Below are 12870 nucleotides of genomic sequence, written 5' to 3'. Positions count from 1 at the left end.
AAATCATGTTGGAGGCTTAAAATGCTTTTTTTAGACCAATCTATTGAGCTTAATGATACCGAGCTGGATATTTATAACTATATTACCGCACACCTTGATAAGGTCGTTTATATGCGCATTCGTGATTTAGCAGATGCTACACACGTCAGCACCACCACAATTTTGCGCTTTTGCCGCCGCTTCAAATGTAACGGCTTTTCTGAATTTCGCGTTAAACTACAACTATACGCCGAAGAACAAAAACGCACACGTATTGACATGTCAGACGAAACGACCTACATTGATTTTTTACAACGAACAGCTTCTCTAGAGTTTAAAGGTCATGTTGCACGTGCGGCGTCGGTCCTGCGCGATTCGGAGCTCGTCCTTTTTGCTGGCATCGGTTCATCGGGCATTATCGCCGAATACGGCGCACTTTATTTCTCGTCACTTTTCACGCTCGCCTTGCACATTGAAGACCCGCTCAATCACCCTTTCTATCACCTTTCAAGCAAACTTTCCGATAAAATTTGCTTAGTTGCCATTTCGGTAGAAGGAGAAAATGAAGATATTATTCGTTACATTCACGAACTAAAATTACAAAAGTGTAAAATTGTCTCCATCACAAATAGCGCCAAGTCAACCATTGCCAGACTTTCTGATGCCAACATTTCCTACTATATCAACAAAGAAATGTATCAAGACGCCAATATCACATCACAACTTCCAGCGCTTTACACTATCGAGTGTGTTGCCCGTGAAATTAGAACACAATTGGATAAAGAAGAAAACCAAGTTTAGCTAAATAAGCTTGGTTTTTTAAGTGTAATGAATCGAAATGTCCATAAAAATGTCACAATTGGATTAGCGAATTATGGTATACTAAATAGAGTGATGAACAAATATATTAGTGTCAAAATACAAATGGCTACTTAAAATTTTTTCTTTTAAAAATGAGGTGAAATAAATGGGATTATTCGGTATTGGGCGAACTGAAACCGAGAAAAAACGTGATGACTACGATAAATTACATGATTTATTAAAGGATGCAATTAAAGAGCATGATCAGCGGATGGATGAGGCAGAAAGCATTTTTCAAAGCTATAAAGGAAGCGTACCAAATTTATCAAACAGTAAAATCCCGTCAAATGATTTTGATACAAAACGGGAAAAATTGACAAATAAACTAGTTAATTTATTAGAAAAGGAACAAGTGAAACGAGCAAGTTTGGTTCGTGCAAAAGAGCACGCATATGATAAATATGTGTCTTATAAGGCGCAGGCAATCCGTGAAGATGCGGCCGAAAAAGAGAAGAAAGAGAAAGAGCGAAAAGAACGGGAGGCTCGACTAAAAAATGGCTAATGTGAAAATAGACGCAGGTAAGGTAGCGGAAGCAAAAGCACAGGCGAAAATCGTGGAAACGTCACTTAGTGCAGTACATAAGCAGTGTCAGTCACTCATTTCATATGTAAATGGCGCGAAATGGGACGGGAAAACACGGGATGCTTTTTTGACGTACATAGAATTAATTGAGAAGTATCATGCGGAAGTAAAGAAGCAGTATAAAAAACAGCGGAAAGCGTTAAATGAGTTACAAGATTATGAGGCTGATTATGAGGAACAATTCATCGTTCGTGAGGTGAAACGTTTATGAGCACTGATACATTTCAAACCGAAGAACTGTTTTTGTTAATCTCGGCTTTTGGAGGCGACACAATTTTTGGTTTGCCAGACCGAGATGTGTTTGAACTTCGCGGCAAAGAAGGATTCGAACGTGCATATGAAAGTTTAATAGACAAGAAAATTTTAGATGAAACGGGCGCGATGACAAATAACGGCGCCATTATCGTGGATGCGCTTTCGCGTTATCAGGCCTGCCAGTCATTTGTGCGGCTGAATCAGTTTATGTTCGGTTTCACCACCACTGACACGAATAACGCCTATTTGTTAATTGAAATAGTGGCGGGGGAAAGCTATCGTTTTGAGGTGCTTGATAAGGTCCTCATTCTCCAACTTTTAACCAATCATTTTCCGCTCTTAAAACGTGACACGCCAGATGTGGAGAAGACATTCCTCACTCGGCATCTTACTTTAGACGAAAGAAAAAGGGTATCAGAATGTGAGCCAAACGAATATTTTATGAGCATGGAATATTTCCATGTCGATCAACAACCGATGGAAGAAGAAAATCCAGCGTTTTACCAGCAATTTTTTGTGGTGTGCTGGCAAGATAAGCTTGTCGCGGTTGATGTTGTACGCGATGACTACAAACAAGTGAGCGGCTACTGGCTTTGGAATGAGCTTTACCGCGAATTACAGTTCCCTGTGAAGGAGGCGTTATAGATGGCCCAGCAAACGATGGGTGGAACGGGTGCGTCGAGTACGATTGAAATCAATCCGGATGAAATGACACATATCGCAAAAGAGCTACTGGCGATGGCCAATGAATTCGAGACGACCATTCAACCAGCAATAACAAAATTAAAGAGCACGAAATATGTGACAGCAGGCGAAGCAAAAAAAGCGATGGCGAAAGTCGACGAAGCAAATGAACGCGTGATGGAATTAAAAGATCACTACGAGCGTTCTGCCTCACTTGTATTTGATATTTTAAATACAATGGTGCAGACTGACCGAGAAGTGGCGGAGAAAGTTATTGCAGGGCTTCAAATAGGAGGAAGTGATGCATGAAAGACATCCACTACATAGAAAATGATTTCGAACGCGCCCACAAAAGCATCGGCAATCTCATCGGAAAAGGTGCCTGGGGAAAGGGCACCATCGACCAACTAAAAAAAGCATCTAAAAATTTAGAACAAGCCGAAGAGGACATTGCGCGCTACGATTCAGACGGCGCCATCTCCTTCCAACATACGGACCAAAAATCCCAGTACCAAGAGCTTTTCGAAGATTTCGACGTCCTTTACCGCTTTTCCGACCAAATCGGCGAAATCGTCAAAAATACGATCGACCAACCTTTTTATGAAAAACTGGATGATTTTGTGGAAGGTATGCGCAACCTAGACGCCACCACTTTCACAACGGAAAACCGCATCGGCGCAACAAGAACAAGCATGGAATTTGTCAACAGTTCCACACAAAAACAAGTCGAAGTCCCGAAAAGCAAAGTAAGCCTCGACGATTTATTCAGCGGAAGCACGTTTTACGCAGACCAAATGAAAGCACAGTTTGACGCATGGAAAAAGACCCATCAAGAGAAAGACGTGAGCCGCCAAGATTTCCAAGCTGCCATGTTAAATTCCCGCGCCTTCAGCTATACGTCCATCAAAGACGAACAACAGAAGAAAGAATTTTGGGTGAACATCGCCACCACAGTGGTCATTATCGGGGTTGCCGTCTTCTGCCCCCCAGCTGGACTTGCATTAGGTTTGGCTTATGGTGGTTTAGAAATGAGTGCGGCACTGAGTGGGAAAGATTGGTTAACAGGTCGCGAACTGGATACATCAGAAAGAGCGATGCGCGGAGCCTTTTCACTGTTGGATATTGTACCGGGTATGAAAGCTTTCTCAGGCGGAACGCAAGCCATTCGGTCAGGCACCAAGCTTGCCAGTTTAAGCGATAATCTTTTGCACGGTGTGAAAAGTGTTCCATCTAAAGCGGATGACTTGATTAAACTAGGGAAAAGCAAATCCTTAACGAGGATTAATAGTTTAAAAACAACGGTAAAAGAAGCGGTACATACGGGGATTGAAAAGAATATCAAAGGGCTCGATGAAGTTGGGAAAGTGGCAGACAACTTCAAGAACAACTTGAATTTGAACTCAAGACGACAACTTGCAACGGATGGATTTGGCGCACTTCCACTGGGGAGCCCATCTCGAGTAAGCAATGCCACAGAGAAAATGAAAGAGGTTTTACAAAAGTATGACCTGAATTTGAATGGCGGAGGACGTCAAACAGATGACATAATTAAAGAAACAAGTAAGGTGTTTGAATCTGAAAAAGTGACATTAAAAAACGGCGAGACAGCTTATAAATCTGCATGTGGCGAATTTGTTCGCTCTCCCGATTATTTGGATGAAGCTGGGGAAATAAAATGGCCACCAGATGGAACAGATGGCTTTGTTTGTGATAGTGTTGGAAATCCAATAAAGACTGATGCCAATTTAAAAGCAGGGCAAGTTATTGATAGGTATGGTAATTCATTTGGTAAATTCACAAGTCCTGTTGAAGACGGGAAAATATTAGAGTATGATACTAGGGGACTTCCTTATCCAGAAAGTGTGAAACCTTATCATCAATATGAGGTCACAAAAGATATAAACTTAGATAGTGTTAAAGAAGCTTATGCTAATATGTCCGCTATAGAAAGACAAAAACTAGAGAAGAGCATGAGAAGGTTTGAATTTACTCTTGAAGATATAGCTAATCCTCAGAAAGGGGAAATAGCAGAAGTATTTGGAGCCGGTGGAGGAACTCAAATTCAGCTTGGAACAGTTGTAGATTGGTATGAAAAATTAGGACTTTTAAAGGAGATAAAATAGTATGGATTCTAAAATTGAGGAATATAAAGAAATGATTCAGCGTGATATTGACTTATTAGGATATTCGGCATTAAGATATTCACTTTTTGCAGGTCGAGAAAATAACCGAACAGAATACCAAGTAAGGATTGAATATGTTGACAATCAATTTGAAGTTTATATGACTGGTGAGCGTGCGTCGGTTTCAGGAAAAAGTAAATTCGAAGATTTTTGGCAAGCATACAAAGAATTTATGTATAAATTACAGCTTACGGTTTTAAGTAATCGTGAGCATATTCAAAACAATGAACTTCCTGAATACCCGTGTGTATTATGGGGTAACGAAAAAGCAGATTAAGGAAGAAAAAACGTGAAATTCAAATGGATCTGCAACTAAAAACCTAGATGATGTGAAGATTCCGTCTGTGCGAAATGGTGAGTTTAATAATTGGTTTAATGATTTGACGCCAGAACAGTTTGATCAGCTTTGGGATAATAAAAAACTTAGAGAAAAAATTGAAGATAGGATTAGAAGACCTGGTGGCTATCATGAGTGGCATCTTGTATCAAGAACGCCAACCTTTAAGCGTTGGGGAATTAGTAAGGATGACATTAAAGAGATGAGAACATTAACGAAAGATGTGAAATTTGTTAACCCTGTTGGTAAGCATGGTGGAAGAGGCTCGACAAAAGCTCATAATGAAATTTTAAAAATAATTGACTCGTCTAAGGACTATGAAAGTTTCGTTAAGCGTTTAAATGAATGGGCACAGAAAAGAATGGAAAATGGGATTATGGATTTGCCTAGCTCCTAACTCTGTATTGCGCTTACGCAAAGCATACAGTTCTTTTTGTTCCATAGTAAGATTATCTTTTTCTTGAAAAGAACCTGTGGTTCGACTCTGACGTATCCATTTGTCTAATGCAGAAGGCGTTAAATCATACTGTTCAATGAGGCTCTTGCGCGTCTTGCCAGATTCATATAAGGCCACCATCTGCTTTTTAAATTCGGGGGTAAATGTACGCCTTGACCGTTTTGTCATTTTTAATTCCTCCAGTGTGCTTTTCTTTTAGTGTACACACCTTATTTTTTCTGTCCAGCTTAGTGTAACCCATCCAAAATTACTTATAAGTGGAATGATGGTCAATTTAAGTATGAAGTGAGATGGCATACAAAAACTCCAGGAGCACCTGTAGAACAGGGGAATGCATGGGTTGTTCAAAGAACAATACCTGGAAATGGAGGAAATAAGCCACAAACATTCTTTAAAATTGGTGATAATGAGTGGGTAGAAGGATATAAATGGTATGATGCTATAAACGCAAGAAAAGCAGGAAATGCTACTCCAGAACAAATAAGAATTTTAGATAAAGGTCATTGGAAGGAATGAATTAAATGATTGATAGTAGATTTTATGAAGGTTTTGAAGGAGAAGCAGAGCTTTCCCTTGTTACTGATGGTAATAAACTTGTAATTTGGAACGGTTATTTTGAGACTATTTTAGATAGCTTATTAGATTGCAATGTAGAAAAAGAGGGGGTTGTGAAAGAATATTTTAATCATGAGGGATGGTATGATGATTCACCATGGTTGATAGAAGATAACTCTCTGGTCATTAGTCAATTAGAATGTTTTGATATTAACAAAATCAATCAGAATTCAATGAAAAATGATTTAGAGGAAGTCGTTAAAACAATTATTTCATTTTTGCAAAATAATCGTTTGAGTAAAATCTATATTGAATATGAATAATAAAAAGGCACTTTATCACGAGACTGGTAATCAAGTGATAAAGCCTTGAATAGTAATCCTACACTCACTAATCAAGGTGTCACTAGCTAACAAAAAGCTAGTTTTATTTAGTTTCAGATTATATGAGAGCGGTACGAAGAGGAATCTGGTAATTTACCAAGTTTCTCTTTTTTTTACATCTAGAAACGCAAAAAAAGGATTCTGGCTAGTAATTTTCTATATTTTTGATATAATTATGTTGTAAATGTGTCGAAATTGTGTCTAAAAGTACTAGGTAAATAGTAGTGAGAAAAAAATCCAATTTGCGTAAGGAGGAGGGGATTGCATGGATTTGGAGCGTGTGAGGCGAGTTAGCTATTCTAAATGGATGGCTTTTATTCATTGGATTGCGCAAACCATTAGTCCTGCTTATTTTGCTGCAATTGGCGTTTTGATTGTTGGGATTATTGTTCTTTTTGTGCCGCCTTATATCGGTATTGCCGACAATGGGGATTTTTTTCGGGTGTTTTCTAGTAATAATATGTATGTTGACCAGATTCAGCATTCGGCGACACAATTTGGGTATTTCGTAAAGGAATATCCGATTTATGAGTATTTTAACGAACAACACACTGTCTTTTTTTCCTCCCAAAGTCTATTTATTCAAACGGCTTTGTTTTTTAATAATTTCTTTTTAGATGGCGTTTTCGATATTCGCTTTTTGGCGATGATTTATTTACTTTTGCTCGTTTTGGCGATTTATTTGCTCGTAGAAGGTATTACAGTGAAAATGCAGGGCTTACGTGGTTATGTCGTGGCGATTTTTGCGATTCTAATATTTGGCGACACGGCTTATTTGGCTTATTTTAATTCGTTTTTTGGTGAAGGTTTAATGCTGATTTCGATGCTTTATATCGCTGCAAGCTTGCTACTCATGTATCAAAATCGGTATAACGATTACTGGCTGCTTTTGCTCTTTTTTGTTTCAAGCATTGTTCTTATCACCACGAAACAGCAAAACGCGCCGGTCGCGATTGTTATCGGTGTGCTCGGACTTTTACTTCTCTTTATTAAAAAAAATAAGGTGTTTAAGGTTTGGGTTGCTTCCGCACTTAGTGCTATCGTTCTAACTGGTGTGCTGATGTATGCCTTTATTCCTGAAACATTTGTGACGATTAACCAGTATCAAACAATGACGCGCGGAGTCATTTTAGATAGCGAAAACCCAGAAAAAGATTTAAAGGAAATGGGGATAAATGGGCAGTTTGCGCTCTTGAAAGGCACAACTTATTTCCAAAAATACAAAATGGTGGAAACGGATAGTGCTTTTATGGAGGACAATTTTTACAGTCATTTTGGTTTTGTGCCTGTGCTTAAATTTTATGTGAGTCATCCTGATGCGCTAATTGGAATGTTAAATTTATCGGCTGAGCACGCCTTTACGATTCGGCCACTTGAAATGGGGAATTATGAAAAGGCAGCAGGGAAGCCATTTGGTGCTAAAACGAGCTTTTTCACGCTGTATAGTACAGCGAAGCATCATGCGGCACCGTCTAATTTTGGCATGATTATTTTATGGGCGATAGCTGTTATTAGTGGCTACAGCCGCGGGATTATCCAGAAATGGCAATTGGGTGATTTCCGTGGTATGCTTCGACTCGATTTAGTTGTCATTTTAGTTGGCATAAGCTTTTCAGTGCTACTTACGACAATTGTTGGTGACGGGGAAGCGGATTTAGCGAAACATGAATTTTTGTTTAATGTTTGTTTTGATATTGTATTGTTAATGGTTTTAGCTTCGCTCGCGGAATTTGTCGGCAAACAAATTGCAAAAAGGAGGACCAAAAAACATGCTTAAAAAATGTCTTTTCGTGCTCCTTTTACTAAGTGGCATTTGTTTATCACCGCTGACAGGCGAGGCGGCTAGTAAGGCTAGTACAACGCTTGTTTTATACGACAGTTTGGCGAAACAAAGCGTGACGGAGGGAAATGTTGATTTGCTTTTAAGGATGCTTGCATCTTACGGGCAAACTGTGCGGCTGCAAGATGTGCATGGAAAATTTAAGGCGGACGCGGACCATATCATTGTCGTGCAAAATAAAACGGATCCTTTAGACAGTGAAATTAGTGAAAAACTGCGGCAGTCGGGTAAAAAAATCTTATTCGTTGGGCAAACGCCGCCTGATTGGGCGCGGGAGAAATTGGGAAACTTAGAAGTGCAGGCGAATGATTTGGCTGTATCGGTAAAGGTGCGGGAGGCATTGCAGTCTGAGCCGCTTCTTTTAGGGAAGTTACATCTCATTAAAGTAGCAAAAGGGCATAAAATCGGCGAGGTGACAACAGAAGCGGGAACTAAATTTCCTTTTGCTGTTCGAAATGGAAATGTTAGTTATGCGAGCTTTTTAGTGGATAGCTCACTTAGTGAATTAGCCCTTTTTGAAGTGTTAAATGATTTTTACGGGGTGAATCAAGAGGGGAAGCCATATGTTGTCATTCGTGATGTGAATCCATTTGTAAATTTTGAAATGGTGCAAAAAACTGCCGATGCTTTTTACGACGCGGGTATTCCGTTCATCGTAAGTGCTGGACCTGTTTTTAAAAATATGCAATTAAATGCCGCTAAAAAATATGCTGAGCTGTTGCAGTATGTCGAAACGCGCGGCGGGAGTATTATTTTAAATGCGCCAATCGTTACTTTTGGGGAAAGCAAGCCGGGAGAATTAATCGATGTGATGACGACTTCCATCCATTTCTTTGCGCAAAACGAAATTGCACCGCTTGGGATAAGTTCAGAGGCTTATTGGCAAACGGATAAAGTATATCGTGATGAAGGTTTAGCCCCGTTTTCCTCCGCCATTTTATTCCCAAACAAAAATATTATTTATACGGATGAGACGAACCAAACGAATGCGTTTCAAAATGCGTTGTTTTATATAGACGGCAAGCGTTATGCAAAATGGGCTGATTTTTCTAATGAAACGCGGTTTACAGTGAATACGGCACTGGGTTTTTCCTTGTTTGATAATGAAGCGGAGTTAAAGGAAACGGTTGAGTGGCTTCAAAAAATGCCCATTCAAGATTATGCGAATGTGTCTCATGTTGTTCAGACGAAAAAGGACAAAATTACAGCCGAAAATGGCTTTTTATACGTGAATGGTCAGGAGATAAGTCCACAAGATCATTTTGAGACTATGAAAAAGGCAGGAACTAAGAAGGAAGAAGCCTCGTTAAACGAATTTTTTTCTACCCAGTCAAAGGTTTTGACAGTTATTATCGGGGTGACTCTATTTGTTTTTGTGATTTTATTTTTGATTGGCTACCGTGTTTACCGAAAAAAATATGTGAAATGAGGTGAGGGATTTGACGGTTGCAGATTATTTGTCGCTGTTTGCGGTGATTTGTATTTGGGGGCTTTTGCTCATTAATATTGTGCTTATTATTGCGGGATATATTTATTATTTGCGAAATGAACGACGTCAGGTGCCTGAAATTGTCGGCGAGGAGCCTTTTGTTTCGATTATGGTTCCGGCTCATAATGAGGGAAAAGTGATTGTGAAAACGGTGGAATCTCTCCTCGCCTTTAATTACCCGCATAACCGTTATGAAGTCATTGTGATTAACGATAATTCTTCTGACAACAGTGCGGAGCTTTTGCGGGATGTCGAGCTACGGTACCCAGACCGCGCCCTTACCATCATTAACACGGATAGCAAAACAGGCGGAAAGGGAAAATCAAATGCGTTAAACATTGGTTTTGAAAAAAGCAAGGGGGACTTTATCGCGATTTATGATGCGGATAATACCCCAGAAAAAAATGCGCTTCGGTACTTAATTGGGGAAATCACAAACGATAAGAGCCTCGGGGCAGTCATTGGGAAGTTTCGAACGAGGAACCGGAATGCAAGTTGGCTGACGCGTTTTATTAATATTGAAACACTTAGCTTTCAGTGGATGGCGCAAGCTGGACGGTGGTCACTGTTTAAACTGTGCACGATTCCAGGGACGAACTTTGTCGTGAGACGTTCAATTTTAACGGAAATTGGGGGCTGGGATGTGAAGGCGGTCGCGGAAGATACTGAAATTAGTTTCCGTATTTATATGATGGGCTACCGAATTAAGTTCCAAGCTAAAGCTGTGACTTGGGAACAAGAACCGCAGACGCTTTCTGTTTGGTTTAAGCAACGTTCTAGGTGGGCAAAGGGAAATATTTACGTCATTTTAAAAAATGTGCCGCTTTTATTCCAAAAAAAGGGTCGTCCTGTTCGGTTTGATATTTTATATTTTTTATCGATTTATTTTTTACTTTTAAGTTCGCTTCTTCTTAGTGATGCTTTGCTTATTTTTAACTTTCTAGGTTATGTGCATACGACGCTTGCGAGCTTTAGTACGACGCTCTGGCTGCTTGCTATTATTTTGTTTATTACCGGAACGTTTATTACGCTTTCAACGGAAAAGGACGAGATTACGCTCTCGAATTTCTTTTTTATTATGTTGATGTATGTGACGTATTGTCAGCTGTGGATGATTGTTGCGGCGTATGGCTTTTATATTTTCTTGAAGGATACGATTTTAAAGCGGGAAACAAAATGGTACAAGACAGAGCGATATTAGGAGGGGCATTATGAAAAAATTAGGCTTACTAGCTGTTTTGTTCGGCATTTTCTTTTTTGCTTTCACAGAGCTACATGCGGAAGCGGCGACTTATCAGACCGTTCTCGGGGTAGACAAGGAAGCGCGCGGAAAATATACGACAACAAAACAAAATTTTACAATTGAAAATTATTGGAACGTAAAAACGGTGAAGGCGAAGCTTGTTTACCGGGTGACGCAACTTTCGGAACAAGAGGTTTCAACCATAACATTCTCGGTGAATGATGTGCCGTTTTACTCCTTCCGTCCGGCTAAAGGTGAGACGGGCGTGCAAGAAATAACGGTAGATGTGCCAGTTGATAAGTTGAAAAAGGGAAGTAATGTATTTGCGGTCGAGGGGTTTATTTATACGACGCTGCCTGATAATCAATGTACAATCGATGATACGCCAGCCAATTGGTTGCACATTGATAAGTCGAGCAACGTTTTGGTGGATTATAATGCCGCGGCGTTCAAAAATACAATTGCCGATTTTAACGAGCGATTTACGGGCGTTGATACAGTGAAAAATGCGCAAAGTGGTGTGTTTGTGTCGAATCAGGCGGCAAATATAGAAATGACAGCAGGTCTCCAGGCGGTGACGGCGTTTGCGCATGAAAATCAATTGGATGATAAGCAAATTGCATTTGGAAAGTATAATGATGCGGACAAGCGCTCTAATAAGGCGTATCAACTTGTTATCGCCGAGTTTGCCAATTTGCCTTTAGAACTAAAAACGGGTATTGATTCTAAAAAACTGGACGACCAAGCCGTCATGAAACTTATGCGCGTATCTGGCAAGGAAATTTTGGTTGTCACCTCAAAAGACGCTAAGGCGCTAAAAGTGGCAGCGAAGCTTATTGGCAATCAGGCACTCATGCCCCAGCTTGCTTTAAACGAAAAATGGGTGAAAAAGGATGAAAAAGTGGAGACGCTAAAATCCAAAGTTGATAAAGAAATTAAGCTGACTGCTGATGGGGATAAAGTGAAGGGTATTGGTCATGTGGAGCAAGATTATTTCATTAAAGTACCAACAAATCGAAGCATTTCCGCAGGGACTAAAGTGAACTTGAAATATCGCTACTCAAGTAACCTTGATTTCGAGCATTCACTTGTCACCGTTTTAATTAATGGCAAACCAATTGGAAGCCAAAAGCTAACGGCAAAAAAAGCAAATGATGATTCCTTTACCATTAATGTACCAAAAGATATGAATATTGTCGGCAATTTCAATGTTACTGTCGCATTCGACTTAGTTTTAACCGATAATTATTGTGGTTTTATAAACGATTCTGAAATTCCGTGGGGCTTTGTTACAAACGAATCAACGTTTAACTTACAAACTGAAGAGCAAAAGGACTTTCTATTTAACAATTATCCATACCCCATGATTGAAGACGGCCAGTTTAATAAAGCGGTTGTGGTGTTACCAGATAACCCAGAAAAAGACACCATGGATGCGCTTCAAAATGTCTTTAACTTATTCGGTCAGTTTATCGATGGAAATAGTGGTAGCCTAGAAGCCGTCAAGAGCTCTGATTTTAAATCGACCAATGAAGCAAATAACATCATTGCTGTTGGCGGTTTAAATGACAACACGGTCATCAAGCAGGCAAATGACCAATTGTATTTCAAATACAATAAAGCGGGGACCTATTTCCTCTCAAACGAGAAACTGAAAATTGATCCGTCCTACGGGAAACGCATCGGAAGCGCCCAACTTATCCCCTCTATTTTTAACAAAGAAAATGCTATTTTAGCTATTACTGGTCCAACGAGTAGCACAACAAAGCTTGGCTCAACGCTACTAGGTTCCGCTGAAATGTTAAGTAAAACCTACGGAGATGGCGCGATTATCGACACTGACGATACGATTCATGCGTATCGTTTCAAAAAAGTTGCAGATGCTGGAGGGAAAACATCTTTTGCGTCTAATTTGACGGATAATCAGGCGACACTAGCCTTTGTTGGCGTGACAATTATGGCGCTCATTATTCTAATTGTGGCAGCGGTCTTATTGCTACGCAAATATCGAAAGAAATGAG

14 protein-coding genes and 1 pseudogene are annotated in these 12870 nt (G+C 39.8%); 14 read left to right on the top strand and 1 reads right to left on the bottom strand.

The window, feature by feature from the left end; genetic code table 11:
* The first annotated feature begins 21 nt into the window (after positions 1-21).
* From R8923_RS07540 to R8923_RS07505, 8 genes are all read left to right on the top strand, one after another.
* Positions 22-780 (top strand): MurR/RpiR family transcriptional regulator, encoded by a 759-nt coding sequence (locus R8923_RS07540; protein WP_485872156.1) that lies wholly within the window; start codon positions 22-24, stop codon positions 778-780.
* Between the two features lie 166 nt (positions 781-946).
* The gene (locus R8923_RS07535; protein WP_485872155.1) at positions 947-1342 is read left to right on the top strand and encodes a chorismate synthase; all 396 of its coding nucleotides are present in this window, start codon (positions 947-949) and stop codon (positions 1340-1342) included.
* Positions 1335-1634, top strand: coding sequence for a WXG100 family type VII secretion target (locus R8923_RS07530; protein WP_485872154.1), 300 nt, complete (start codon positions 1335-1337; stop codon positions 1632-1634). Before R8923_RS07535 ends, R8923_RS07530 begins: the two co-directional genes overlap by 8 nt.
* The gene (locus R8923_RS07525) at positions 1631-2323 is read left to right on the top strand and encodes a DUF5081 family protein (protein ID WP_485872153.1); all 693 of its coding nucleotides are present in this window, start codon (positions 1631-1633) and stop codon (positions 2321-2323) included. The genes R8923_RS07530 and R8923_RS07525 overlap by 4 nt, the downstream gene beginning before the upstream one ends.
* Positions 2324-2671: a hypothetical protein gene (locus R8923_RS07520; protein ID WP_485872152.1), complete on the top strand. Its 348-nt coding sequence runs from the start codon at positions 2324-2326 to the stop codon at positions 2669-2671. It abuts the gene before it with no gap.
* Positions 2668-4485 carry a TNT domain-containing protein gene (locus R8923_RS07515; RefSeq protein WP_485872151.1) on the top strand — a complete coding sequence of 606 codons (1818 nt, stop codon included), beginning with the start codon at positions 2668-2670 and terminating at the stop codon, positions 4483-4485. Before R8923_RS07520 ends, R8923_RS07515 begins: the two co-directional genes overlap by 4 nt.
* Position 4486: 1 nt before the next feature.
* Positions 4487-4822: an Imm59 family immunity protein gene (locus R8923_RS07510; RefSeq protein ID WP_485872150.1), complete on the top strand. Its 336-nt coding sequence runs from the start codon at positions 4487-4489 to the stop codon at positions 4820-4822.
* Between the two features lie 67 nt (positions 4823-4889).
* A complete protein-coding gene (locus R8923_RS07505; RefSeq protein WP_485872149.1) occupies positions 4890-5279 on the top strand; it encodes a hypothetical protein in 390 nt (129 codons plus the stop codon).
* Here the strand turns inward: R8923_RS07505 and R8923_RS07500 are convergent.
* A pseudogene (locus tag R8923_RS07500) lies at positions 5277-5507 on the bottom strand (transposase); the annotation flags it as partial. The gene R8923_RS07505 and the pseudogene R8923_RS07500 overlap by 3 nt on opposite strands.
* 117 nt (positions 5508-5624) lie before the next feature.
* Between R8923_RS07500 and R8923_RS07495 the strand changes: the two are divergent.
* The 6 genes from R8923_RS07495 to R8923_RS07470 all read left to right on the top strand — a co-directional run bounded on the left by R8923_RS07495 (position 5625) and on the right by R8923_RS07470 (position 12869).
* Positions 5625-5855 carry a hypothetical protein gene (locus R8923_RS07495; protein WP_485872148.1) on the top strand — a complete coding sequence of 77 codons (231 nt, stop codon included), beginning with the start codon at positions 5625-5627 and terminating at the stop codon, positions 5853-5855.
* Positions 5856-5860: 5 nt separating this feature from the next.
* A complete protein-coding gene (locus R8923_RS07490; RefSeq protein ID WP_485872147.1) occupies positions 5861-6217 on the top strand; it encodes a hypothetical protein in 357 nt (118 codons plus the stop codon).
* A gap of 325 nt (positions 6218-6542) precedes the next feature.
* Complete coding sequence (wsfD, locus tag R8923_RS07485; protein WP_485872146.1) at positions 6543-8054, top strand: glycan biosynthesis hexose transferase WsfD; 1512 nt, start codon at positions 6543-6545, stop codon at positions 8052-8054.
* On the top strand, positions 8047-9546 hold the full coding sequence (locus R8923_RS07480) for a DUF2334 domain-containing protein (RefSeq protein ID WP_485872145.1): 1500 nt from the start codon (positions 8047-8049) through the stop codon (positions 9544-9546). The genes wsfD and R8923_RS07480 overlap by 8 nt, the downstream gene beginning before the upstream one ends.
* 10 nt (positions 9547-9556) lie before the next feature.
* Entirely contained in the window at positions 9557-10807 is a 1251-nt protein-coding gene (locus R8923_RS07475) for a glycosyltransferase family 2 protein (RefSeq protein ID WP_485872144.1), read from the top strand.
* Positions 10808-10817: 10 nt separating this feature from the next.
* Positions 10818-12869, top strand: a complete 2052-nt coding sequence (locus tag R8923_RS07470) for a cellulose biosynthesis cyclic di-GMP-binding regulatory protein BcsB (protein ID WP_485872143.1) — start codon at positions 10818-10820, stop codon at positions 12867-12869.
* The last annotated feature ends 1 nt before the right edge of the window (position 12870 follow it).

Source organism: Listeria tempestatis, assembly GCF_963575625.1.
Classification (GTDB): domain Bacteria; phylum Bacillota; class Bacilli; order Lactobacillales; family Listeriaceae; genus Listeria; species Listeria tempestatis.
Note: the sequence above shows the minus strand (reverse complement) of the source record. Positions and strands in the feature narration are given on the sequence as shown.

Bases quoted from the DNA above. Each gene is read 5' to 3' on its own strand.
- R8923_RS07540 (WP_485872156.1), top strand. From the start codon at position 22: ATGCTTTTTTTAGACCAATCTATTGAGCTTAATGATACCGAGCTGGAT.
- R8923_RS07535 (WP_485872155.1), top strand. From the start codon at position 947: ATGGGATTATTCGGTATTGGGCGAACTGAAACCGAGAAAAAACGTGAT.
- R8923_RS07530 (WP_485872154.1), top strand. From the start codon at position 1,335: ATGGCTAATGTGAAAATAGACGCAGGTAAGGTAGCGGAAGCAAAAGCA.
- R8923_RS07525 (WP_485872153.1), top strand. From the start codon at position 1,631: ATGAGCACTGATACATTTCAAACCGAAGAACTGTTTTTGTTAATCTCG.
- R8923_RS07520 (WP_485872152.1), top strand. From the start codon at position 2,324: ATGGCCCAGCAAACGATGGGTGGAACGGGTGCGTCGAGTACGATTGAA.
- R8923_RS07515 (WP_485872151.1), top strand. From the start codon at position 2,668: ATGAAAGACATCCACTACATAGAAAATGATTTCGAACGCGCCCACAAA.
- R8923_RS07510 (WP_485872150.1), top strand. From the start codon at position 4,487: ATGGATTCTAAAATTGAGGAATATAAAGAAATGATTCAGCGTGATATT.
- R8923_RS07490 (WP_485872147.1), top strand. From the start codon at position 5,861: ATGATTGATAGTAGATTTTATGAAGGTTTTGAAGGAGAAGCAGAGCTT.
- wsfD (WP_485872146.1), top strand. From the start codon at position 6,543: ATGGATTTGGAGCGTGTGAGGCGAGTTAGCTATTCTAAATGGATGGCT.
- R8923_RS07480 (WP_485872145.1), top strand. From the start codon at position 8,047: ATGCTTAAAAAATGTCTTTTCGTGCTCCTTTTACTAAGTGGCATTTGT.
- R8923_RS07470 (WP_485872143.1), top strand. From the start codon at position 10,818: ATGAAAAAATTAGGCTTACTAGCTGTTTTGTTCGGCATTTTCTTTTTT.